General features: G+C 44.6%; 20 protein-coding genes. 10 read left to right on the top strand and 10 right to left on the bottom strand.

Going from position 1 to position 25,134, the window contains the following annotated elements; all coding sequences use genetic code 11:
* Positions 1-74 precede the first annotated feature (74 nt).
* Entirely contained in the window at positions 75-818 is a 744-nt protein-coding gene (locus tag ADH67_RS04565) for a TOBE domain-containing protein (protein WP_066593809.1), read from the top strand.
* A gap of 214 nt (positions 819-1,032) precedes the next feature.
* Positions 1,033-1,656 (top strand): cytochrome c3 family protein, encoded by a 624-nt coding sequence (locus tag ADH67_RS04560; RefSeq protein WP_084081509.1) that lies wholly within the window; start codon positions 1,033-1,035, stop codon positions 1,654-1,656.
* Positions 1,657-1,774: 118 nt separating this feature from the next.
* Here the strand turns inward: ADH67_RS04560 and ADH67_RS04555 are convergent, their stop codons facing one another.
* The gene (locus ADH67_RS04555; RefSeq protein ID WP_066593811.1) at positions 1,775-3,205 is read right to left on the bottom strand and encodes a C69 family dipeptidase; all 1,431 of its coding nucleotides are present in this window, start codon (positions 3,203-3,205) and stop codon (positions 1,775-1,777) included.
* A 185-nt stretch (positions 3,206-3,390) separates the two neighbouring features.
* Here ADH67_RS04555 and pepN point away from each other — a divergent pair, with 185 nt between their 5' ends.
* Positions 3,391-6,066, top strand: coding sequence for an aminopeptidase N (gene pepN / locus ADH67_RS04550; RefSeq protein WP_066593822.1), 2,676 nt, complete (start codon positions 3,391-3,393; stop codon positions 6,064-6,066).
* Positions 6,067-6,079: 13 nt separating this feature from the next.
* Positions 6,080-7,072, top strand: coding sequence for a class 1 fructose-bisphosphatase (locus tag ADH67_RS04545; protein WP_066593823.1), 993 nt, complete (start codon positions 6,080-6,082; stop codon positions 7,070-7,072).
* 58 nt (positions 7,073-7,130) lie between these two features.
* Here the strand turns inward: ADH67_RS04545 and ADH67_RS04540 are convergent, their stop codons facing one another.
* The gene (locus tag ADH67_RS04540; protein WP_066593825.1) at positions 7,131-7,691 is read right to left on the bottom strand and encodes a hypothetical protein; all 561 of its coding nucleotides are present in this window, start codon (positions 7,689-7,691) and stop codon (positions 7,131-7,133) included.
* A 111-nt stretch (positions 7,692-7,802) separates the two neighbouring features.
* Between ADH67_RS04540 and upp the strand changes: the two genes are divergently transcribed.
* Together upp and ADH67_RS04530 are read left to right on the top strand one after the other, a co-directional pair.
* On the top strand, positions 7,803-8,453 hold the full coding sequence (gene upp / locus ADH67_RS04535; RefSeq protein ID WP_066593827.1) for a uracil phosphoribosyltransferase: 651 nt from the start codon (positions 7,803-7,805) through the stop codon (positions 8,451-8,453).
* 167 nt (positions 8,454-8,620) lie between these two features.
* Positions 8,621-9,466 (top strand): fumarate reductase cytochrome b subunit, encoded by an 846-nt coding sequence (locus ADH67_RS04530; protein WP_066593829.1) that lies wholly within the window; start codon positions 8,621-8,623, stop codon positions 9,464-9,466.
* Between the two features lie 335 nt (positions 9,467-9,801).
* On the opposite strand, the gene ADH67_RS04525 is transcribed toward ADH67_RS04530, so the two are convergent.
* Both ADH67_RS04525 and dcuC read right to left on the bottom strand, forming a co-directional pair.
* On the bottom strand, positions 9,802-11,070 hold the full coding sequence (locus tag ADH67_RS04525; RefSeq protein WP_066593831.1) for an amidohydrolase: 1,269 nt from the start codon (positions 11,068-11,070) through the stop codon (positions 9,802-9,804).
* A gap of 129 nt (positions 11,071-11,199) precedes the next feature.
* Positions 11,200-12,474, bottom strand: a complete 1,275-nt coding sequence (gene dcuC / locus ADH67_RS04520; RefSeq protein ID WP_066593833.1) for a C4-dicarboxylate transporter DcuC — start codon at positions 12,472-12,474, stop codon at positions 11,200-11,202.
* 202 nt (positions 12,475-12,676) lie between these two features.
* Here dcuC and ADH67_RS04515 point away from each other — a divergent pair, with 202 nt between their 5' ends.
* The 3 genes from ADH67_RS04515 to narL all read left to right on the top strand — a co-directional run bounded on the left by ADH67_RS04515 (position 12,677) and on the right by narL (position 16,585).
* Positions 12,677-13,954, top strand: coding sequence for a Zn-dependent hydrolase (locus ADH67_RS04515; protein WP_066593835.1), 1,278 nt, complete (start codon positions 12,677-12,679; stop codon positions 13,952-13,954).
* A gap of 156 nt (positions 13,955-14,110) precedes the next feature.
* The gene (locus ADH67_RS04510; protein WP_158212622.1) at positions 14,111-15,901 is read left to right on the top strand and encodes a histidine kinase; all 1,791 of its coding nucleotides are present in this window, start codon (positions 14,111-14,113) and stop codon (positions 15,899-15,901) included.
* 30 nt (positions 15,902-15,931) lie between these two features.
* Positions 15,932-16,585, top strand: a complete 654-nt coding sequence (narL, locus tag ADH67_RS04505) for a two-component system response regulator NarL (RefSeq protein ID WP_066593838.1) — start codon at positions 15,932-15,934, stop codon at positions 16,583-16,585.
* 75 nt (positions 16,586-16,660) lie between these two features.
* Here the strand turns inward: narL and ADH67_RS04500 are convergent, their stop codons facing one another.
* From ADH67_RS04500 to ADH67_RS04480, 5 genes are read right to left on the bottom strand one after another with little or no spacing between them, the layout of a single operon-like run.
* Positions 16,661-16,972 carry a nitrate reductase cytochrome c-type subunit gene (locus ADH67_RS04500; RefSeq protein ID WP_066593840.1) on the bottom strand — a complete coding sequence of 104 codons (312 nt, stop codon included), beginning with the start codon at positions 16,970-16,972 and terminating at the stop codon, positions 16,661-16,663.
* Positions 16,965-17,870: a quinol dehydrogenase ferredoxin subunit NapH gene (gene napH, locus ADH67_RS04495; protein ID WP_066593842.1), complete on the bottom strand. Its 906-nt coding sequence runs from the start codon at positions 17,868-17,870 to the stop codon at positions 16,965-16,967. Before napH ends, ADH67_RS04500 begins: the two co-directional genes overlap by 8 nt.
* Complete coding sequence (napG, locus tag ADH67_RS04490; protein ID WP_066593844.1) at positions 17,860-18,636, bottom strand: ferredoxin-type protein NapG; 777 nt, start codon at positions 18,634-18,636, stop codon at positions 17,860-17,862. Before napG ends, napH begins: the two co-directional genes overlap by 11 nt.
* 36 nt (positions 18,637-18,672) lie before the next feature.
* Positions 18,673-21,432 (bottom strand): nitrate reductase catalytic subunit NapA, encoded by a 2,760-nt coding sequence (napA, locus tag ADH67_RS04485; protein WP_066593845.1) that lies wholly within the window; start codon positions 21,430-21,432, stop codon positions 18,673-18,675.
* A 19-nt stretch (positions 21,433-21,451) separates the two neighbouring features.
* Positions 21,452-21,730, bottom strand: a complete 279-nt coding sequence (locus ADH67_RS04480; protein WP_066593847.1) for a chaperone NapD — start codon at positions 21,728-21,730, stop codon at positions 21,452-21,454.
* 692 nt (positions 21,731-22,422) lie between these two features.
* On the opposite strand from ADH67_RS04480, the gene ADH67_RS13435 reads away from it, so the two are divergent.
* Positions 22,423-23,472: a transposase gene (locus tag ADH67_RS13435; protein WP_237307762.1), complete on the top strand. Its 1,050-nt coding sequence runs from the start codon at positions 22,423-22,425 to the stop codon at positions 23,470-23,472.
* 287 nt (positions 23,473-23,759) lie between these two features.
* Here ADH67_RS13435 and ADH67_RS04470 read toward each other — a convergent pair whose 3' ends face one another.
* Complete coding sequence (locus ADH67_RS04470) at positions 23,760-25,121, bottom strand: anaerobic C4-dicarboxylate transporter (protein WP_066593853.1); 1,362 nt, start codon at positions 25,119-25,121, stop codon at positions 23,760-23,762.
* Between the last annotated feature and the right edge of the window lie 13 nt (positions 25,122-25,134).

The raw sequence follows: 25,134 nt of genomic DNA, 5'->3' as shown, positions 1-25,134 counted from the left end.
GAAATAATTATCTTGTCGTTATTCTAGATTAGAATAACGATATTGTATACGTAAAATAATTAATTGGTAAAGATATGAACATCTTTGATGCCCTGGGATTAGAGAGTGTAGATAAAAGAATAGATATTCTTCAGAGAATCGACAGTCTGGGAAGTATTTCTCAGGCAGCACGTTCAGCCGGAATCAGCTATAAAGCCGCTTGGCAGGCAATCGAAACTCTGAGTAATCTTGCCGGCGAACCGCTGGTTGAAAAAGCTGTAGGTGGCTCCTCCGGAGGCGGAGCAGTCTTGACTCCTGCCGGAAGACTGGTACTGGAAGCATCCGCCTCTCTGAACAAAGTTCGCTCACAAATTTTGATGGATATTGAGAACGGACAACATTCAAAACTTGCATCTCTAGCCGCCAGTACGCTCAAAATGAGCGTACGAAATGTGATTCCTTGCCTGATTGAAGAAATTCATGGAGGTCTTTCTCAATCCAAGGTGGTTTTAAAAGTTGCTGAACACGCCTATTTAAAAGCCAGCATTACGACAGAAAGTCAGCAGCTGCTCGGTTTAAAGATAGGAATGACTGTATTAGCCTTGTTTAAAGCTACCGGAGCAAAAATTCTTGACTCCCTCCCGGAGAACTATGACAAAGAAGTCTTAAAAGGCCAGGTTGCTCGCTTACCCCAAAGAGATAAAGGTGGTGAAGTTACTCTACGACTAGCGAATGGAATTAATGTTGTCGGTTTTGTACATAGCCCGCATACACTGACTATCGGTTCGGACGCCTACCTTGAAGTCGACCAAACAAGTGTGATTATCGGCCTGATGTGATGACCCAAAAAGATTACCTCGAATTGGGGAGAACCCAGGATTAGTAGGGTTAGTTCCATATTTTTTTTATTTCCTCTTTTTATTTCCAATTATTTCTTAAGATAAACTTAGTTCATGTCGCTCTCTCGTACATTCCAGAAGAAGCATAGAGCGACACGACTCACCCTTAGAGTCAGAACATTTTGACTAACTAACAACAGCAAGGAAGAAGAATATGTCCTCTAGAAGCAAATGGGGAGTTTTTTGGCTCTTAGTTATTGGTATTGTTGTCGGTATCGTGATTTCTGCTTCCACCGTTTCCGTTGTACAGTGGGCTGGTTCCGACAAATTCTGTACGACATGGTGTCACTCCATGGACGGCGTAGCCTATGCATGGAAGCAAGGACAGCATGCCAGAACTCCGACTGGCGTAACAGCAGGTTGCTCTGACTGCCACCTTTTAAATGAAACAAATCATCCTTTGACCCCAGTTGCCTATACTCAGCTTCTTTTCGCAAAAGCTGAAGCCGGTTTCGTTTCTCTCATCGGCGAAATCAAGGGCAACTACTCCACTCCGGAAAAATGGATTGAAAGACGTAAAGTTACCGAAAAACGCGTTATCGACACAATGACCGGCAACAACTTCAAGAACTGCCGCGGCTGCCATAACCTGGAAGAAATGTACGATGCCAAGAAGCCGATGATTGCTCAGTTCCACAAGGGCTTTATAGACAAACCAACCAACTGCGTACAGTGCCATAAGACAGCCGGCCACAACTACAAAGAAGTTGATGCTTACATCGCTGAAAACAAGAAGTTCCCTCCTCTTGAAGATGCATGGAAAGCCGCTGCTAAATAACCAACTGTAATGCACAGGATAAGGCCTCCTCGGAGGCCTTTTGTCTGCCTGAAGCTTTTCGGATGCAAAAAATACCTCCTAGCTTTCCAGATAGGAGGCGGTTTTCAAAAAAGAAAGATTAGTCTTTCATTTTCTTATTTGCGAAGAAGTTTTCTTTCTCGATCTTTGCTGTGAGAACTGTAAAGAGCTCATTCATCAAACCATCAATGACTTCTTCTGTCTCTCCGAAAACTTCCAAATTGAATTTCTGAAGCAGATCATGAGCTGCCTGCTTATCAGTTGCATACAAGCTGGTGTATTCTTTTTCCATAGCAGACTGCTTTTCACTCATAGCAGCTTCATGCTCAGCAAATTTCTTCTGAACGATCGGAGCCAGAGTCGGAAAGTCTGTCATAGCAAGCGTTTGGAGCTTACGGAACTTCCAATAGATAGACTTGTCGTCTGCATGATCAGTTCCTTCGCCGAACGCAACAGGAACCTGATCTAAACCTTGGTAGAAAGGCATGAAGCAAGAAAGGCAAGCCATACCGAACGCAACGTAAATCACGTCGCCGATTTCTCTCGGCATCCATGGACGAACTTGAAGAATATGAGCTTCATAAGTTCTAAATACGCTGATTGGTCTCCAAGGTTCGCTTCCGTTTAATCCAAAACTGTAAGGGTCGTGAGCGTAACCTTCGAAGTGGTTGCGCATAATATCTTTCAGATTTTGAAGAGTAACGGGCTGTTCAGGCTTGAGATAAACATCAAAGTTTCTTCCGTCAGCAACTTTTTGCTCTAAAGACGGATTCAAAATCTTCTGCATTACCCAAACGCGCGGATCGTTATAAATACGATCTCTGTCATCGTTGCGGGTGTAAGCGGCAGCGAAATCAAACTTGCCTGACTTAGGATCGTAGAAGCCGTGTTCTTCTGCGAAAGAAATCAATGTAGGAGAACCCATCATTGTGTCGTCTTTCGGATCAAAGAAGCGCAATCTGCCTTGGTTGCCGGATGCAAAGTAGACTTCGGCCGGAGTACGCTGAGCCATCCATTGATGACCTGTTCCGGTCTCGAGATACCAGACTTCTTTGTCGTCGGCAAAACCCACACCGAAACCTTCTCCGGCGCCTTGTGTTTCGATAATCTTGCCAAGAAGGGCCACTGCTTCGCGAGCTGTTTTGCAGCGTGGAAGAAGAACGTCAAGAATATCGTCTTCAGTAATGCCGGATTCCTTATTGTAGGGGTCAATAGCTAAAGCATCATCACGAGCAAAGATAGATTCAGTGCCGGTGATGCCGAGACCTTCGGAGTTAAATCCTACTGCACCGTGCAGTCCTGTTTTCCAGTTAGGAACCGTTGTGTAGCGCATTGCCTGTCTTGGCAACGGATAAGAAAAGTCTGTGGCGCCATCGTAGTCCTTGGTGCGGTACATCGCACCTTCGGGATATTCTTTTGCCGGATGAATTACAAAATGTTGGGCCTTTAGAGCAGAGCTGTCAGCGCTTCTGGCCATCAGAAAAGAGCCGTCGTAACTGGCCTTTTCACCAACAATGACTGTTGTGCACATAGGAATCTCCGTTAAATATTTGAAAGGATTCTAGCTATTGAAAAATTATGAAGCTACATTTTTTGGTGATTATTTGTTTCTGGAGCTTAAGCTCCAGAATTTCGATGTCTATTCCGATTTGGTAATTTCTGATAACTTCCTCGATATTAATTAGAATAATCGGACAGTTTTACGCGAGGATTTCAATGTCAAACAGACAAACGGTCGTTTACCGTAAAGATTACAAAGCACCTAACCACGATGTTGAAACGATTAATCTCGTTTTTGATTTAATTCCCGATAGAACAATCGTCACCTCTACCATGCATGTCGTCCCGAGAGAAGGCAGAGAAAGCGACGAATTTGAATTAAACGGTGAAAGTCTCCAGCTTGTCTCAATAAAAATTAACGGACAGCCGAGCTTGACGAATCAGTATGCCATGAATGCCGGCAAATTGATTTTTCACTCAATTAAAGAGCCCACCGATATAGAAATTGTTACTCGAATCAATCCCAAAGCTAACCTTGAGCTTTCCGGTCTGTACCTTTCGAACAACAACTTCATAACACAGTGCGAAGCAGAAGGCTTCAGACGTATCACTTACTTCCCTAATCGCCCGGACGTATTGGCAAAGTACACCGTGACGCTTCATGCTCCTAAAGAGTGCAAAGTTCTTCTTTCCAACGGAAACCTTGTAGATCAAGGAGTGCTTCCTGACGGGCGCAAATACGCAATCTGGCACGATCCTTTCCCGAAACCTTCTTACCTGTTCGCCCTTGTTGCCGGCAACTTCACCGTCAACGAAGACAAAATTGAACTCAACAACGACAAAACCGCTCTTCTGCAAATTTATACAGAACCAGGAAACGAGAATAAGACCGTCCACGCTATGGATTGCCTTAAAAAAGCTATCCGCTGGGATGAGGTCCGCTACGGCCTTACCTTAGACCTGGAACGCTTCATGATTGTTGCCACTAACGACTTCAACATGGGTGCAATGGAAAACAAGGGATTGAATATTTTCAATGCCAAATACGTTCTTGCCGATGACGGAGTTGCGACCGATTCCGATTACGCTGCTATTGAATCCGTTATCGGACATGAATACTTCCATAACTGGACCGGTGATCGCGTGACTTGCAGAGACTGGTTCCAATTGTCTTTGAAAGAAGGCTTGACGGTTTTCAGAGAACAAGAGTTCGCAAGCGATATGCTTGGTTCTGAATCAGCAAAAGTCGTAAAAAGAATAAAAGACGTCCGGGCTTTGCGCACCGCTCAGTTTCCGGAAGACTCCGGTCCTATGGCCCACCCGATTCGTCCCGATTCCTACAGCGAAATTAACAACTTCTACACCATGACCGTTTACGAAAAAGGTGCAGAAGTTGTCCGTATGTATCAAACCATGTTCGGGAAGGAAGGTTTTAAGAAAGGGCTTGCCGAATACCTGCGCAGATACGACGGGTCTGCGGCGACTTGTGACGACTTCCGTACTGCGATGGCAGAAGCCAACGACGCTGATCTTTCTCAGTTCGCTCTTTGGTATTCCCAGGCCGGTACTCCTCGCGTCTCGGTGAAGACTCAATGGGACGAAAGCAAGAAGACATTTACTATTACCACAAGACAGTCCAACCGTACCCTTCCTGGTCAACCGAAACCACAGCCTTTGATGATTCCTTTAGCTGTCGGAGTACTCAATGACAAAGGCGAAGATATTCCTTTGCAGCTGGAAGGTGAACCGCTGCCCGTCGGAACTACTCGAGTCCTTCTTTTAAATCAAGACGTACAAACTTGGACTTTGGTCAATGTAGACAGGAGACCTCTTCTGTCTTTAGGCAGAGGCTTCTCTGCTCCCGTCATCTGTGACATGGATTTAACCAGAGATCAACTAGTCTTCTTAGCCAAAAACGACTCGGATCTGTTTAACCGCGCTGAAGCCTTTGAGAAGCTTTCTATTTTAGCTATCGACGCCTTCATCCAAGAATTAAGAAAAACTCAAAATGCGAATTCTCTTTCTCCAATGGAAGCTTATTTAGCAACTTTTGAAGAAATTCTTAACGATGAAAGATTGTCCCCGGCTTACCGAGCAGAGATTTTAAAGCTGCCTAGCGAACAAGCCATTTATGAAAGCCAAATCATTATTGAACCGGCTTTAATTCGTGCGGCTTGTCAGGCGATGCAAAAGAAAATTGGGCAAAGACTCAAGACCAGCTTTGAGGATAAGGTAAAAACCTGCACAACCGAGGGAATATATAAATATGATCCGGATCTCGCCGGAAAACGAGCTTTGAAGTTCCTTTCTTTGTCCTATCTTGTCGCTTCCGGTAATCCGAAGGGGGTTCAGCAAACCCGCAACTTCTTTGAAAAAGGGAACAACATTACGGACAAACTAGGCGCCTTAAGCATAGCTGTACACTCCGGTCTTCCCATTCGTCAAGAAATGCTCAACAAGAGTTCTATCGCATGGGCAACAGAGCCTCTCCTAATTAACAAATGGCTCGAAGTTCAAGCCTTAGCGACCTCGGTTCACGGAGAGATGCCGGTTGTGAACAAAATCCGCTCTTTGATGATGGATCCACTTTTCTCCATTAAGAATCCGAATAACGTCTACTCGCTGTTAAGAACTTTCTTTGCCAAAGGCGGTCCTGAATTCCATACTCTTGACGGCAGCGGTTATCAGCTCTGGATTGAAACTGTTCTTAATATCGACAGTTTTAACCCGCAGGTCTCTGCCCGCTTGGCCAGAACACTAGAAAATTGGAGAAGGTATGAGCCGAGACTGTCTTCAATGATGTACAAAGCATTAAGATACGTAAGTCAACAAAAGAATCTCTCAGCAGATCTCAGAGAGATTGTGGATAAAGCTATTAACGAACCCATTTAATCGGAGAAGTGTTGTGTCTATTACTCTTTCTCAATATCTAACAACTGCCGTTCAAAACAATTTGATTGACAGCGAATTATCCGCATTAATCAGTGCCGTTGCTCAGTTAAGCAAAGACATCAACGATAAAGTTACTCATGGTGCGCTGGCCGGCGTTTTGGGAATGGCTGGTACTGACAACGTCCAAGGAGAGCATCAAAAGAAATTGGACGTTATTTCCAACGAGATCTTTGTTTCCGGAGTTGAATGGACCGGTTCTGTTGCCGGTATGGCTAGCGAAGAGATGGATGACTGTCTTGTCACTCCTTCTCAGTTTAAGAGAGGCAAATACCTCATTACCTTTGACCCCCTCGACGGCTCCAGCAATATCGACATTAATGCTCCTATCGGAACAATCTTCTCAATCACAAAGGCTCCGGAAGGTGAAATCACGAACGAAAGTTTTCTGATTCCGGGACGACAGCAAGTTGCTGCGGGCTACGTCATGTATTCTCCGCAAACTATCTTGACATTCTCGTTCGGCAAAGGAGTCGTCATGTTCACTTTAAACATGAATACCGGCAACTATATCCTTACCAAAGAAAACGTCCAAATTCCAGCGACTACGGAAGAATTTGCAATCAATATGTCCAACATGCGTCATTGGGCGGCTCCGGTCAAAGAATACGTTAAAGACTTATTAGCAGGAAAAGACGGACCTTTGGGCAAAAACTACAATATGCGCTGGGTTGCCGCCATGGTTGCGGAAGTTCACCGTGTTCTTTGCCGCGGAGGCATTTTTATGTATCCATGGGACAACAGAAAGCCCGAGCAGCCTGGTAAGCTTCGTCTTATGTATGAAGCTAATCCAATGTCATTCTTAATTGAACAAGCCGGCGGAGCTGCTTCCACCGGTAAAGGCGCTATTCTTGATCTTCAACCGGAAAAACTTCATCAACGCGTACCGGTATTCTTAGGAGCTAAAGAAGAAGTCGCTCGCGTTGAGGAATATCACAAAAAATTCTAGTTAACTTAAATATTTTAAAGGCCGGTTTAACCGGCCTTCATTTTTGTACTGCTCAGAATTATTGCTCTGTCTGCGATGCAGGGGCGCTCTTAGAAGACGCCGTAACCTGTTTAACGTCGATCAATACTTTGGTGATCTTATCGTCCATCGTATCTAAAGCCGTTGTAATGTTCTTACTTAAATCTTGATTGCTTTGCTCATTATTCTTGAGTGCTTCTTTGAAAGATTCAAGTAAATTAGTTTGTTCCTGCATGATTCTCTTTTCAGAGGCTTCCAGGATTGCAGTTTGACTGTCAACGAGCTTCTGCCATTTAGCATCAAATTCTGATTTAACGTTAGTAAGACGAGAGTCTTCGGCATTAGCTGCCAACTTTCTCTGAGCCTCTAACTCTTTGGCCATCTTATTTGCTGTAGTTAATGCTGTAGCTTGCTGCTTAACCAGACCATAGCAAACAACAAGAAAAAGGATACCGAACCAGACTAAAAGCATCATCCCGAGAGGGGCTTGAGCTTTGGTGAATACCATATTGACTTCAGTCGGACTGCATACTGCATCCCAATTCAGGAACACAAAGCCTGCTCCTAACAAAAGCAGAACTAAAAGTACAAGATAGCGCATGTAATTTCCTTTAATTTGTATCTATTATTGCAAGTTTAAACAATTTAGGAGAAGTCATGGAAACTTCCTATCAGTGGGAGGATAATTAAGACACTTTTATGGGAGTTCTAAATGAAGACAGATCCGAGATTTCCTAACCTTTATATAGTCGATCATCCACTCATCCAACATAAACTCAGCACAATGCGTCAAAAAGGTACACCATCTAATACCTTCAGACAGCTTCTTCGAGAAATATCTTACCTTTTAGGTTATGAAGTAACCCGAGATCTTCCGTTAGAAACTCGTGAAATTGAGACTCCTTTGTGCAAATGCAAGACAAATTATCTTTCCGGTAAAAAACTTGTTATCGTTCCGGTTCTCAGAGCCGGCCTTGGTATGAGTGACGGACTTTTGGATTTAATGCCGTCTGCGCGTATCGGCCATATCGGAATGTACCGCGGGCCTGACCATCGTCCTGTTGAATATTTAGTTAAGCTCCCTTCCAATTTGAAGAATAGAAAGATCCTGGTTGTCGATCCGATGCTTGCCACCGGATACTCTGCAGTTGCAGCAGTAGATGTTCTTCTCAAACGCGGTGTTAAAGCAAAAGATATTGTTTTCGTAGCCTTGGTTGCAGCTCCTGAGGGAGTCCAGACATTCCAAGAAAAACATCCCGATATCAAAGTTTTTGTCGCCTCGCTTGACGATCATTTGAATGAGGATGCCTACATTATTCCAGGTTTAGGTGATGCCGGAGATAGAATATTTGGCACCAAATAGGTGCATAAATAGATATAAATAGGATAAAACCCTTAAATTTTTACTTAATTTTCAAAATATCGAAGGAAACTCGTTTTCTTTCGATATTTTTTTATTCCTTAAAGAAAGATTAAAGAGCAAGATCCTTCTCAGTTAAATTGCTTTATTAATTGAACTAAGGTTTTACTATGGCCGACGATTTTAAGGACATCTCCCATTTATATAAGGTCACTCCAACCGCCAAAACTATTATTGACGGTGTTGATCTGACAGAAACTCAGCACAAGTCTCATGCATACGCATGGGTTGACGTGCTTCAGAGCGGAACAGGCTTGATTCTTGGTTTGTTCCTCTTCTGCCACATGGCTTTCACAAGCTCCATCCTTCTTGGTAAAGACACCTTCTGGAACTTAGTTTCCTTGACAGGCGGCTACTTTATTGACGGTGTTGATCACCTCTGGATGCACTCCTTGTTTGTTGGAGTTATTTTCGTATTGGTAGTTATCCACGCTATCACTGCCCTTCGCAAATTCCCATCCAACTACAAAGCCCTCCGCACTATGCGCGGCCACGTTAAACTTCTCCGCCACGGAGATACAACTTGGTGGTGGTTCCAGTTCTTGACTGGTGTTGTTCTTACAGCTTTGGTTTTCCCGCACATGCTCCCAATGCTCATGAATCCGGGCGAAATCGGACCTTACGGTTCCGGCCTCGAAGTTTACAATTCCTGGTTGTGGGTTGTTTACCTGTTCCTCATCGTTACTGAAGTTCACGGCATGATCGGTTTGTATCGTCTCTGCATGAAGTGGTGCGGTCCTTCCAACGCTACACGCGTTCTCCTCCGCAAGATTACAATCGGCTTGATCATTTTCATGATTGCTCTCGGAAGCTTCACAATCATGGGTTACTACAATGCAGGTAAGGAAGCAGCTGAACTTGGTAAGACACACTTTGTTCCTGGCTATCTCCAGACACCTCAGACTCAGCCGTATCCATCTTGGTGGCCTGAGAGACTCAAAGGTATCTCTCACTAACAAGTAATATAGATATCGTAGGGGGCTGGTTATCCAGCCTCTTTTTTTTGCCTTCAAAAATGGGTATTAAGTCTGCGCAATTTAATTTGAAGGAGTTATCCGATGAGAAACCGTTTATGCCAACAAACCACTCTTACTGTAACGGTTGTTCGAAATTGTGAATTGCCACCCGTAAATTACTGGATTTTGCACCATTGGTAAATTATTGGATTTGGTACTCTCTTAAGTCATTCCTCTCAAACCTTCGCCAGAACGCTTCTTTTAAGCAAAAATTTAAGGCTGCTTTAACTCGAACAATCCGAGCCTCAGCAGCCTATTTCAGCTAACTATTCAGCTTACTTATTTACTTTTTCAACAATGCCTTTGTACATATCAAATGCTGTTTGCAAAGCATTTTCGTCGATATCAAAGGTTCCTTGATGGTGGCCTGCTGCTCTGTCAGCACCGCAGATGAAGAATGCTGCCTTACCTCCGTTGGCCTGTACTCTTCTGCCTAAAACAGAATAGTCTTCAGAACCGCCGAAATTGCCGTCCGGAATAATCTTATTAACGCTAGGAACTGTCTTAGCTACATTTTCAATGATGTCGCTGCATTCCTTGTCGTTCGTAAAGTCAACGGCTGCGCCCATCTGAGATACTTCATATGTGACGTCAAAGCCTTTGGAAATACCTTCAACGATGTTCATAACTTGTTCTGTCATGTAGTCGTTGATAGAGCTTGTTTCGCCACGAACTTCTAGAGCCATATGAGCATGTGTAGGAATAACGTTACGGCCTTCACCGGCTCGGAGAGTACCGACGTTAATACGTGTCATGCCGCCGCCGTGACGTGGAATTCCCATCATTTGTACAACAGCATTGCAAGCTGCTGCTAAAGCATTACGGCCTGCATTTGGCTCTTTACCTGCGTGAGCCGGTTTTCCTGTAAATTTAACGTCAAATTTAGATGTGCAGAGCAAACCGTAAGGGGCTACGACGATTTCACCGCTGTCAGCCATGAAGGAGATGTGGCTGCCGAATAAATAATTGGCATCATCAAGAATACCGGAGCCGGCGATAGCGGAAGCACCGCGAACACCTTCTTCTGCAGGTTGGAAAACAATTTTGAATTTGCCTTTAAGTTCGTCCTTGTGATCGGCAATCCATTTTGCCAATGTCAGACCAATAGAAGTATGGGTATCGTGGCCGCAAGCATGCATAAAGCCGTTGTGCTGGCTGCGGAACCCTTCTTTATTCGGCTTGTGATCAGCATTTGCTGTTTCCTGAACGCAGACACAATCGATATCGAAACGGAATGCCGTTGTAGGACCTTCTTTACCTGTATCCAACAAACCTACTGCACCTGTGTAGCCTTCCATTTCCGCGATTAATTCTTCGGAAACTCCACGGGCCAAAGCGTTTTTCTTACCTTCTTCAACTAATTCAACATTTCTGCCGAAAACTTGCTCTGGGTTAATAATTTTTGTTCCAAGAAGAACTTCATATCCAAAACTGCGCAGCTTCTCGACAATGTATGCAGTAGTCCAGAACTCTGTCCACCCTTCTTCCGGCCATTGGTGCAAAATTCTTCTTTGTTCGATCAGCTGGGATGAATAATCTGACATTGTGTCTCCTCTTTAGGGTTTGTATTAATTATTGGATCATAGCGTTTTATTGGGAATTTTTCTAGCAATCTTTTACAAATTCCCATTAAAAAAGGTCCCAAAGGACCTTTTTTTTTCGGTAGCAAAGAATTAAACCATAATCAATGCCAGTGTGAACACGGCAATAATCATTGGGATAAATGTCCTCTTAACCAATTGCATCGGCTGAACCATAGCAAGACCGGAAACAACGATCACAACACCAGCGATCGGGGACATTGTTCTGCCCAAAGATCCAGAGATAAGAGCCAAAGCACCGAGGTTAGGAACCTGCATACCAAAATCAGCAGCGTGAGGTGTAACAGCTTCATTGAAGGCGAATGTAGCAGCGTCGCCGGAGCCAGTAATAACAGCGAGGATGAATGGTCCTAAAGAACCGCCCCAACGGGCAATTTCGTTAGAAGCCTTAAGACCTGCGACGAATGCATCGACCAAACCGGCAGCTCTCAAGCCAGCAGCAAAGACACCGGCCGCAATGATGATACCCATCACAGAACCGTAACCTGAACCCATTCCTTTAAAGAATTCTTTGGAGAATTGTTGTGGATTTGTCCAGCTGACTGCCAATGTGTAGATAGCACCGCAGACCATGGCCTGTGCCACGCCCATCTTGATGGCTGGGAACCATTGGTTGCCGGCAACCAAAATGCACAATGGGACAAGCGGAGCAAGAGCCTTGAGGATGTTGATGCGACCGATTTCGCCGGCCTGACCAGCCTGAGCATAGTAGGCATCAAGTTCTTCTTGACTTGGCTTGTTATCGCGCAAGACTAAGCAGACGATTGTGATACCAACAAGGCCGATAGCCATCATGATCAATGTGAATGGTGTGTGGAGACCGATAACGTCCATAACGTCCATGTTGGAGATCTTAGCTACGAAGTTATTATGGCTCATACCTGGAGACAAGCAGGAACCATAAGTACCCATCAGAATAGCTGCGCCTGCAGCGGCTGGACGGATACCGGAGCGGATCATCACAGGAATCAAAGTTGCGCCTACGGCAGCGGCACAGCCGGCTGCTGAAGGAAGTGCAATGTTAACGAAGAAAGTAACAGCTGTAGCGGCTGGAATTAAAAGAATACCAATTTTCTTCAGAGGAGCGGCTAACAGAGAAACTAAATGCTTATCACACTGTGTGTGAGTCACGACATATGCGAACCCCATTGATCCGCAGATTGCCATGATAAGAGTTGCAGTTGTCATGCTCTTTGCGAACTGGTCCAGAGCCATCATCGGCTTCATGGAAATGCAGCAAAGGAACAAACCTGCCGTGAAGAGAACCAAGCGGGTCTCATAGCGTTTAATTAAGCAATAGACCGTGACGATAACCACAGCTACTGCTATCCAAGCGGTTAATGACATGAATAACACCTTTCAAACTAGCTAATTTTTGTAATCCCCGTAAGATATTCTCTTCCGGAGAATGCCTTACTATTTCACATCTTGTAATATCTAGTAAACCGTACTAACCCTGTAATTTACAATTTTTTTTGAATAGTTATTTAATTTTCATCTGTCTCGTTCTTCTAAAATAAACAGATTTAATCCAAGGAGAATCTTAAAAATGCCTTCTGAATTCCAAAAAAAATCATCAGAATTTGCTAAAAAATGCTTCGACGACATCCGCGAGATGTCAAAAGATGGTCAAGGCGTATCCCGTCAGGGCTACTCTCCCGTAGAAACCCAGGTTCTCGAATATTTTAAGAAAATCGGAAACGAACTTAATCTTGAAATTTCTACCGATAAAGCCGGAAATGTTTGGATGACCATTCCGGGTAAAAATCGTAACCTCCCCGCCCTTGTCAGCGGCTCACATGTGGATTCCGTACCACAAGGCGGCAACTATGACGGGCTGGCAGGAGTAGTCGCTGCTTTGACTGTTGCTCGCTGGATGAGAGAAATCAACTACGTTCCCGAAAGAGATTACACAGTTCTCATGATGAGAATGGAAGAAAGCTCTTGGTTCGGCAAGTGCTATGTAGGCTCTCTGGGTATGACTGGACAGCTCACGGAACAAGACCTTGCTCTCAAGCATCGCTCCACCGGCAAAACATTAAAAGAAACCATCAAGGCCTGCGGTTTTAATCCGGACGACTTAACTACAGGTGTTCCTGTCGTTGATTTAGCTAAGATGGCAGCTTTCATCGAACTTCACATTGAACAAGGGCCTACTCTCGATTCTTCCGATACAAGAGTCGGCATTGTGACAGGTATTCGCGGCAACTTCCGTCATAAAACTATCAAATGCATCGGTGAAACAGCTCACTCAGGTGCTGTTGATAAGCAATTCCGTCACGATGCTGTGTTGGCAATGGCTGAACTCGCTTACAAGATGGACTGCTTATGGGATGATTGGCTCAAAGACGGCAAAGACTTAGTTTTCACGATCGGTGTTGTCCATACTGCTGCTACTTCAGCTATTGCCATTGTTCCGGGAGAAGTCACTTTCTGCTGCGACATCAGATCTCTTCATCGTGAAACTCTTGAACAGTTCCATGCTCTCTTATTGCAGCAAGCTGAAGAAATCGGCAAGAAACGCGGAGTTAAGTTTGAATTTGACAAGACTATCATCAGCGAACCGCTTGCTATCCATGAAAACCTTATGAATCATTTGGATAAGAGTGCCCGTGAAGCCGGCCTCAATGTACGCAAGCTGCCTTCCGGTGCAGGTCATGACTCCGTTATCTTCGGTAACTTGGGAATTCCTGCCGCTATGATTTTTGTGGCAAACCAAGATGGTTCTCATAATCCTCATGAAAAGATGAAACTTGAAGACTTCATCCAAGGGGCCGACGCTCTTTGGAATGCTGTCAAGAACTTCCCGATTGAAGGCATTAAGTAACCTTTAGATCACTATCAAAAAAATCGCCCCACCTTTTTGGGGCGATTTTTTTCTCCCTGTTGCTACAATTAGTCTCACAGCTCAGAATTCTCACGTGTAATGACCTTACTTAAGACTCTCCAAGGAAAGAAACTTTTCTTTCAATTTGCACTGTTAATGCTTATTTTCTCTCTTGGCATTACATTCACGCTTTTCTCTATTTTCTTATTGACTGGCCAGTCGTCAAATAAAGGAAGCGCCATCAACATCTCCGGCTCATTGAGAATGCAGAGCTACGTAGTTGCTCTAACCGTGGCTGAATATGCCACTAGAGAACAGGAGCAAAGAACTAAGGCAATTACGAGGGCAGTCAATGAGTTCGAGCGAAGGCTAAACAGCCCCGGGTTGGTTAAAGCTATACCAAACAAACCCAACGACTCGCTTCGAATCCTCTACCACGAAATCTATTCAGACTTTTACGGCATGCTAAAGCCCATGGCTGAACAAGTCATTGAAAATCCGTCAACAGAAGCCAAGTTTCTTAACTATGTGCCATCTTTTGTCTCTAAAGTCGACAAGTTTGTTTTTGATATTGAACAAAGTCTGGCTGTACAAATGACTTGGCTTCGAATTGGTCTGATAGCCACTTGTATTTTGGTCCCCCTCTTGGGAGCCGTCTTCTTAATATACTTCCAAAGGGTATTCTTCCTCCCATTGCAAGCTCTGGCAGATGTTGCCTCTGCAGTCAGAAAAGGCAACTTCACAGTTCGCTCTAATTACAAAAAAGAAAACGAACTTGGAGTGTTAGCAGGGAGCTTTAATTACATGATTGAAGACTTATCCAGACTTTACGAATCTCTGGAAGAGGAAGTTAAACGAAAAACCAAAGATCTGGATCAACGAAACAAGACAGTAAATTTGCTGTTTACCTTACGCAGTATCTTCAGCAGTTCGCCCACTCTCCAAGGGGACACTTTAGCTAAAGCTCTAGCAGAGTTGATGCATTACATCCATGGAAACAGAATTGCCCTTTTCCTAGTATCCGACGACCTGGACTCTTACCGTCTTTCTACTGCCTATCCGCAGTTAAACGATAAAGCTAAGAAAGAATTCCTTCAAAACTTAAAATCTCAATTCTCCTCGGCCAATCAAAATAAATTAGCCGAAGAAAGCGGAAACTATCTCAGAATCCAAGTCAAAGATGCCTCTAGACTCGTTGGATACCTAGTGATCCATTTCGAAGAAACACAGGAAGAACCTAGAGATTACCGGTTATTCGAAAGCGTCAGTGAAATCTTTGCGACAGCATTAATCAATGCTCGTAAAAGAGAAGAAGGTTACCGCCTTGCTCTGTACGAGGAACGTTCAACTATTGCCCGCGAACTTCACGACTCTATTGCTCAGTCCTTAGCCTTTTCTAAAATTCAGCTTACACGCCTTTCTTTAGGGCTAAAAGAAGAACTTCCCAAAGAGCAACTTCAGGAAATCGTAAACGAACTTAGAACCGGTGTCTCTACCGCTTACACACAGCTCCGTGAGGTACTGACGGCCTTCCGGCTTAAACCCACTTCCGCGGACATTCGTCAATCTATTCATAAATTATTGGAAGAATTCCATGAGCGTTCGGGGATCGAATACAACCTGAAGAACGACCTTCTCGATTTTGAAATTAATGCCAACAAGCAGGTACACTTAATCCATATCCTTAAAGAAGCATTAACTAATGTTGAAAAACATTCTCGAGCATCAAAGGTCAATGTTTCTCTTTCCATTGACTCCGATAATTTCATTAATGTTAGTATTGCTGATAATGGAAAAGGTTTGCAACCGGCTGAGCGTGAAAAGAAAGGCCATTTCGGACTTTCCATTATGGAAGAGAGAGCAAAAGCTTTAGACGCAGAAATTAACTTCCTGCCCAATACTCCTACTGGCTTGATTGTTAATTTTAGATTTAGGACTGCAAATTAGAAAATAAGTTAATGAGGACGGATATTGGTCATGGCCGAAAATGAAATAACAAAAATCTTTGTTGTAGACGATCATCCGCTTTTTCGTAAGGGTGTTGTTCAGCTTCTCCAGCTGAATCCAAATTTTCAAGTTATTGGGGAGGCCGGGACCTTTGAGGCTGCTGTCGCCGGCATAACCTCTAAAGAACCGGATTTAGTACTTTTGGACTTGAACATGAAAGGAACGAGCGGTATCGAAATCCTCTCAGCCATCAAAAAACACGACCCTTCTATAAAAGTAGTAATGCTGACCGTATCTGACTCTCCTAACGATTTGCTGCAAGCAATTAAAACGGGAGCTGACGGTTACCTGCTCAAAGATCTGGAGCCTGAAGAAATCCTGGAAAATATCAATCGAGCAATCGAGGGACAGGTTGTTTTAAGTCCTGTTCTTACCAATGCTTTAGCAGAGGCCCTTAAAGAAAAAAGAGACGAATCGTCACGTTCTCTTCAAGGTCTCACAGAAAAGGAACTGATGGTTCTTAAGGGAGTTTCTCAGGGACTGAGCAACAAACTCATCGCCCGAGAATTAAATATTTCAGACGGAACCGTAAAAGTTCATGTAAAGCATATTTTGAAAAAGTTAAATTTTCATTCCCGTGTGGAAGCCGCAATTTGGGTGAGTGAGAACAATATCAAGCTTTGAGGTCTTCATCTCTTTGCCAAAATGCCGGTATTTAACCGGCATTTTGTTATTAAGGAAGCATAACTGACTTACTGATTACTTCTTCTCAGGAAGTACTTCAGCATGGCAGAGCATGCATTCATAGCGATTCGGATTAACCTTATCTCCTGTTACATGGCTCGGCGGCAATGGAGTCGGCATACCTTTCATCTTCTGCATTCCGGGTTTCGGAATCTGATGGCACATCAAGCATGCGTTCTTTGTCGGAGTAATCGGAAGATAAGCCGCTACCGGATGCGGGATCATCGGAGGAGTAAATTGATCTGTGATGGCGGCATCGGCGGCCGGTTCTTGTGCGAAAGCAGCAAAGCTTAATGCCATCAGGGGGACTAATAAGAGTTTATTCATGAATGTCTCCTATTTTTGCGTTTTCAGTCTTTTTCTGGGGTACAAAACGCAACTTAAAATTCAAACTATTTTCAGGACAAATTGAAATACATTTTCCGCAGTTAACACACTCGCCGGAAGCAAATCTTCCGACTTCGGCGGCTTCTTTAAAGTTAATCACCTGAGGTTCAGGACAGACTTTAAGACAATCACCGCAACGTGTACAAGTATTGTCATCATAACTGACCTTCAGCTGTCCGAAGCGTCCCCAAAGTGCCCAGAAGGCGCCCAGAGGACAAAGATGTCCACACCAGCCTCTCTTAGTGATAGCCAAATCCAGCGCAAAGATCCCGAAAACCGCGCTTAAGAATCCATAGCCGATGCCATAGACCATCTCGCGCCAGATAATTCCTTGGGGACTAACTGCTTCAAATGCGGCTTCGCCTGTAAGAATACATAACACCAAGCAAACTGCAAGCAAGACATAACGCATTGCTGAAGGGACAGCAAGCATCTGAGATTTAATATGCAGCTTTTCTCTAACCCAAAAAGCGAAGTCCGTGACTAAATTCATAGGACAGACCCAAGAACAAAATGTTCTGCCGCTGACAAGGGCATAGAAGGCCAGAATGATGAAGGCACCAAGCAAAGTTTCCGGAGAAAGCCAATACTGCGCCAATACTCTCTCTAAAGCTGCAAACGGATCAGAGAGCGGAACTAAGGAAAGAATTCGGGAGGAAGACAAATCCCCTTCCAACAGAGGAACCCCCAACAAGTTCCATCCAAGTCTGAAAGTTCCGATAAACAAAGCGATAAGTGTAAATTGGACTAGTCGCCTTGCAATGGTATACCGCAGTCTGAACAGCCGCTCCTTCAAGTTCTTGGGAGGCGGCAAATGTCTAATTTCCCTATTTGCCATTAGGCCCCTCCGAATTCAAATAATCCAATCCTCCTGGAGGAAGCTCGTGTGTCGGGCCTTCTCCAAGCATTGGACTGTTAGGAATAGGTCTGGCATCATCAGCTTCTTTCCAACCGAGACGATAATGATCGCCTATCCTGCCAAGGAATTTATCCGGATCAACAATGTTGATGCAGGGCACCGTAGTTGGACAGCTATGAACGCACAGTCCACATCCGGTGCACTGATCCGGCTGAATAACGGGCAGAAACATTCCGTGTTTACTGATTTGACGAGGCTGCGTATCGATAATGATTGCCTTGTTTTGTTCAGGGCAATCGCGATAACAGATTTCGCATCTCAGGCCTTGCCAAGAAAGACATGTGCTGTGGTCAATCGCAGCAATTCCCATCTTTGCTTTCGTAATATCCGTCAGATCCGGATCCAACGCTCCTGAAGGACAAGCTTTGACACAAGGAAGGTCTCTGCACATATAGCACGGAATTTCTCTTGGTTCAAAGTAAGGAGTCCCAGGCGCGGCGATATCACCAAACTTGGCCAGTTTGAGAGTTTCATAAGGACACGCTCTGACGCACAAACCGCATTTGGTGCAGGCTGTATCAAAATCCTTGCCTTCGAGTGCTCCCGGAGGTCTCGGAATGAATCCTCTGGCTTGGGCACTTTGTTGAAGAAAAAGATTCCATAGCAGACCTGCACCTACTCCTGCAGCTCCAAGCTGAACGGAACGAGTAACGAAATCTCTTCTTGATGTCTTTTTCTCAGTCATGCTTTGGACGGAGCCTTTCGGCTCCGCATACTATGGTTATTGAGCCTTATAAATCTTGACTGCAGATTTCTTGAAGTCAGGTTCTTCAGAAATCGGGTCAGTTGCGTCGATAACTACCTGGTTGGTTTGAACCTTTTCGTCAAAGAAAGCGAGCCAAGAAGAACCCTTAGGCATGAAGTTGCGCTGATTTGTCTGGACGATCGCATTGATCTTTCCGCGTCTGCTTTCAACTGTTGCCACATCGCCGTTCTTAAGGCCGCGCTTAGCAGCATCGTCTGGGTTCATGTAAACAAAAGCGTTTGGCTGAGCTCTGTAGAGTTCAGGAACTCTCATGGTCATAGAACCTGTATGCCAATGTTCAAGGATTCGACCTGTGCAAAGCCACAAGTCGTAGTTGGCATCCGGTTGTTCAACCGGGGCTGCATACGGACGGTAGAAAATTTTTGCTTTATTGGGCAACGGAACCGGCTTCGGATCTGTGATGCCCCAAAGGTTGCCAGTCGGGATAGCTTTAAAGAGCTTGCCGTAGAAAGCATATCCGCCTTCCTTAACATACGGGTCGAAGTCCTGATTAAAGCGATACGGTGTTTCTTTTCCGTTCACAACAGGCCACATCAAACCTCGTGTCTTGGAGTTGAGATATGTATCGAAATCCGCAAGGTCGTGACCGTCGCCCAAAGTGAATTGGCGATATTCAGAGAACAAAGCCTTTTCCGGGAACCAGTTAAGTTTAGACGGAGCCGCTGTACTGTTAATCTTGCAGACAAAGGCAGGATCAGGCCATGCAACGTTAGTATTGGACTTACGGGCATACAACACTTCATAAAGAGTCGTTTCAGGTGTGTAGCCCATCTTCTGAGCTTCATCCAAAACGCTCGGAAGCTTGCCGTCTTCGTAACCTTCTACCTTCAAACCGGGAACTGACTGTTCGCCCCACACATCTTTCAGTTTGATGCGCTTAGCAAATTCCATCATCATCCACAAGTCGGTTCTTGCTTCTCCCGGAGGAGTTGCCATTTGCTGCCAGCCTTGTGTACGTCTTTCTGCGTTGCCGTACAAGCCCCATTTCTCGAAGATCATAGCGGCAGGGAGAATCAAGTCTGCATAGCGGCAGCTGTATGTCGGATAAGCGTCGGCAACAACAATAAAGTTGTTTGGATGGCGGGCTGCCTTCAACCAGTGGTTGCTGTTAGGAGCAGCTTGGAACGGATTAACAACCTGTGTCCAGACGAAATTAACGGAATCATCTTCCATACCGCGCAGAATTTCCATAAAGGCTCTACCGACTTTCGGATTGATAGTCTTTTCCGGGATGCCCCAAATCTTTTCAGATTTGACGCGTGCCGGTTTAGCGGCTACCAACAGATCAGATGGCAGACGATGGCAGAAAGTACCAACTTCACGAGCCGAACCGCAAGCAGACGGCTGACCTGTCAAGGAGAAAGCGCCATTACCCGGACGTGCATGCTTAGCCAGCAAAAGATGAACGGCATAAATCTGTTCGTTTACCCATACGCCTCTTTGATGTTGGTTAGCTCCCATACACCAGAAGCTGAGAATATCGTTGGCCTTATCAATGTAAGTATCAGCAAGGGCGACCAATTTCTTCTTGAAGTCTTCCATGCTTTCGTCAGGATCTCCCTTGGAGAGCTCAGCTACGAAATCAAGAGTATACGGTTCAAGCCCCTTCTTGAATTCTTCAAAAGTAATGGACCAGTGACCGCCGGCTTTACCGCCCTGCTGAACTTGCTTAACAACCTGACCTTCTTTGCGGCCTTGGGCAATAGCTTCCCACTTGTCTAAGACGATCTCATTTTGTTTCTTTTGAACATCTTTTTCTGCCGGGAATGCAAATTTATCGGTAGGACGCATTCCGTACCCGATGTCAACGTTACCGGTTGCGAAAATACAGTGTTTATTAACGAAATCCTGCTCAACGGCACCACGATTAACGATTTCTCTCAAGATGTAGTTGAGAATAGCAAGATCAGTATTCGGCTTGAAGATAATTGTTGTGTCTGCCAAGTTAGAACTCATGTTCTTATAGGTAGTCACGTTAATAATCTTAGTGGCTGCGTGGGTCAATTTTCTGTCGGCAACTCGAGACCACAAAACCGGATGAGCTTCCGCCATATTGTTGCCCCACAAAACCATTGTGTTGCATTTTTCAATATCGGAATAGTTATTAGCCGGTTCGTCAATACCAAATACCTGATAGAAACCTACCACTGCGCTTGCCATACACAGACGGGCATTTGGGTCCAAGTTGTTAGAGCGCCAGCCGGCCTTTACCAACTTGCTTGCTGCGTAAGCTTCAGGGATGGTGTACTGACCGGAACCGAGGATAGCAACAGCAGTAGGACCTTTAGCCTTGTATGTCTGAAGGAATTTATCCGCCATAACATCAAGGGCTTCTTCCCATGAGACAGCTTCAAACTTGCCGTTCTTGTCGTATTTTCCGTTTGTCTTTCTTAGCAAGGGCTTGGTAAGTCTGTCTTTACCATACAAAATCTTGGCGTTGAAATAACCTTTAATGCAGTTGAGACCTCGATTGACAGGAGCGTCAGGGTCTCCTTTCGTTGCAACTACACGGCCATCTTTTACGCCGACAGACAAACCGCATCCGGTTCCGCAGAAGCGGCAGACGCCTTTTGTCCAAACAATTCCATTTTCAGCAGCTCCGGCGGCAGCCTTAGCTACTTCTGAAACAGGAATGCCAACTGTCATTGCAGCTGAAGCAGCAATACCTGCTTTTAAAAGTTCACGACGCTTGACTTGGGGTAAATTAGTCGTCATACGCTCTCCTAAACCAAAGTTATTGGGTTAACTTTTCAAAATTATCAAGAGGATTAATTTCAGCGGATTCTTCAAAATGATGGACCAAAAGGGAAACATCCATAACGGAGTCAAGGGCTGAAATCGATTTAAATATTTCTGTCTCTTCAGTGACCGACGGAGCCTCGACCACCACAATAAAACGACTGGCTTCTTCTTGTTTTTGGTGAACTTCTGCACCGGAAATCGCAGAGACAGCTTCCAAGGCTTGCGAAAAGCATCCGGGTTTGCAAGCCACCAGCAGGCCAGAATAATTCATGGGACACCTACTTACACTAGTTGTTCATTAGGGGTTTTTAAATTATGGATAATCTTGCGCAAGGAGCAAACATTCTACCCAGAAATAACCAAAAATATTAGGTAAAAACCCTAGATATTTTAGTTATTTGTATATGATTTTTACGCTTTCTTTCCACAAAAAAGGGCCGTTGCAAAATTCACTCGCAAAACGAAAGGATTTTCCAACCCTTCTTCTATTACTGAAAAAACTAAATATTAGAATTAACTCATTGATTTAAAAGCAAACATAGGAAAGAAATCCCGCTGCATGCTATGGTGAAGTGATCTCTTGTAAAGACACTTCCCATGACCTATTTTACCGTTTAGGAGGACATGCTTTTTTATGCGTGTCCTCTGCCGCTCTCAGAGCGTAAAAAATTAGACACATATTTGTTACTTTCAGAGAATTCTAATACATGGAAATACCTAAACCTAGAAATTGAGCCCGGCAGATCAAAAATTGACCAATGCCTTCTCTTTGCCGCTGTTCTTCACTGCTTCGTACTTGGCAAGGCTTCTCTCCGAGAAATGGAAGTGGCCTGCTTCACAGATCTACGGATCATTTACCTCATAGGAGAGGCTCAGCCAAGCCGATCTAGTTTCTCCCGTTTCATCACAGACCTCGTTCCCAAAATCTCTTTCATATTTGTTGCCTTAATGAAAAGAGTTTTTATGGAATGCTCTAAAAGCATGAATACCGTTTATTTAGATGGCAGCAAGTTCGAAGCAAATGCCAATAAACACAGGTTCGTTTGGAGACCAACAATCTTTCACCTTCGACTTTGTGAGAAGGTTACAAACCTGCTCCGTTTAATGCATTTAGAAAAAGGGCTTCCTGAAGCCGGGATTATTCCCTCGAAAATAATTATGGAAAAACTGGCGGACGTAGACAATGTAAGTCCCGCACTCATTGAGGGAGGCCAGAATACTCTTGCAAAGATGAGAAGACAGCTCTCTGGGTACCTGTTAAAAGCTTTGGAATACGAGGAGAAGGAAGCCATCTGCGGTGAGCATCGGAATTCGTATTACAAGACCGATCATGACGCAACGGCCACGTGTCTAAAGGAGGATTATTACAGTGGCCTTGGAAGTCAAATGCATGCCGCATATAACGCCCAGATCGTAGTCAGCAACGGCTTTGTCGTCTCTTATTACGTTTCTCAGGATCGAACGGCTATACGTACACTTCAGCCGGCAATGGAACAATATTACCGCTGGTATGGAACCTATCCGGAAAGACTATGTGCTGATGCTGGCTACGGCAGTTTGGCCAATTACGAATATTGCGACCAGAAAGGGATAAAAGCCTTCATAAAGTACGGCTCCTGGAACAGAGAGAAGACTGTCCGGAACCCTGCTACTTACGAGTATGTGGATGAGAACACCTTTCAATGTTTGGGCGAGAGCAAAGAACAAAGAGTCGAGCCACCGCCCAACTATAGATATAAGTCCAATTCTGCCTACTTCTACGTTAAGGATTGCAGTAGATGCAATTTCGGCCTCTACTGTAGACGTTATTTGAAAAACAAATCTCAAAACTCAAGATTGTTTGAAATCCATCCGCGCTACGCCCTATTAAAACAACAGGCTAGAGATTTGCTGCTTTCACCGGAAGCAATTGAAATGCGTGTCAACCGGAGTTGCCAAGTTGAAGGCGTATTTGGAGCTATAAAACAGAATATGGAATACACACGCTTCCATCGAAGATCCCGCATAGGGTAACAGTGGAATTTGCTCTGACGAGTACGGGCCTAAATGTAAGGAAGTATCTTAAGTTTGTTGAGTCAGAGAAAGTGCCTTTTTATTGGTCTGCTCAACGAACTTTAGAGCCCGAAACTTTAAAAAAACCATCAGCTAAAAAAATAGAAAATAGGATAAATAAGAGGGAAAAACTTCAACCCAACGAGATAGCAAAAAAAGCTACAAAAATAAGGGGATGCGCTAGTCCGACGAAAAATCGAATTTTGCAACAGCCCCTTTTTAGTTCAAAAGAACTTTAGTTTTGTGAATTAGATCCAGCCGCGCAAGTATGCCATGCAGTAACCGGCAACCGTAGCGGTACACACACCAATCAAACCCGGAAGGATAAAGGAATGGTTAATAACAAACTTACCAATCTTAGTTGTACCAGAGCGGTCGAATTCGATAGATGCTAAGTCAGATGGATAAGTCGGGATGATGTAGTAACCGTAGCAAGCAGCCGAGCAACCGACTACAACACCCGCCGGCGTACCAACAGCCAGGGCAACCGGAACGATTGTAGCCACTGCAGCCGCCTGAGAGTTAACCAACTTAGAAACCAGAAGGATAACGAAAGCATAAGCCCATGGATAGACCTTAACGTATTCAACCAAGACTTCCTTAAGATCATTCAAGTGAGCTTTAAATACTGTATCGGACATCCATGCAACACCGAACACGCAAACCACGGCAACCATACCTGAACGGAAGACAGGAGTAGCGCCGATGGACTTCGGAGCAGTTCCTGTCGCGAATACAATGATGGCACCGCAAGCAAACATGAACATCTGGATTACTAATGTCATGGAGAGCGGCTTCTTACCGACTATTGGTCTAAATTCGGCAACAGCACCAAGCATTGCAACGACAGCAACAACGGCCAAGAAAATCCACATAGCTGTCCATTGCTTAGCAGGAAGCTTCTTACCCAGGAGAGTCAATGTTTCGCCGTAGACATACTTCTTAGCTTCCGGATCAGCAATAAGAGCCTGGAATTCCGGGTCTTTATCCAAATCTTTACCACGGAAGTTAGACCAAGTTGCCATGACGAGCAAACCGATCAAACCGGCAGGAATTGTCAGAGACATCAATGTCAACAAGTTGATTTCTGTACCGTTTGCCATTGGATGACCAGCCATCAAAGCGATCATAGAAACGCAAGCTACGGAAACCGGGGAGCAAATAACGCCCATCTGTGCAGCAATTGAAGAAGCTGCCATCGGACGTTCCGGACGAATCCCTGTCTTAATAGCCACGTCATAAATAATCGGGAGCATTGTGTATACAGTGTGGCCTGTACCGCAGAGAATGGTCAATGTGAAAGTGACCAATGGAGCGAGAAAGGTAACCATCTTCGGGCGATTACGAAGAATTTTCTCAGCTACCTGGAGCATGCAGTCCAAACCGCCGGAGGCCTGAAGTGTGGCGCCAGCGGCTACTACAGCGATAATAGTCAGAATAACGTCAACTGGAGGTTTTCCTGGTGGAAGTCCAAGCCATGGCTTCGGGCCAAAAACGAAAATGATAAGGCCAATACCGCCCAAGAGGCCCAAACACATACCACCTTTTCTTGCTCCGAAGAACAAGAATGCTAAAAGCAGTAAAACTTGAAACCAAAAAATAGCACCCATAATTTTCTTCCTG

Source organism: Turicimonas muris (assembly GCF_002221595.1).
Classification (GTDB): Bacteria; Pseudomonadota; Gammaproteobacteria; order Burkholderiales; family Burkholderiaceae_F; genus Turicimonas; species Turicimonas muris.
The sequence above is the reverse complement of the archived record's forward strand: the minus strand, read 5'-3'. Positions and strand labels throughout refer to the sequence as shown.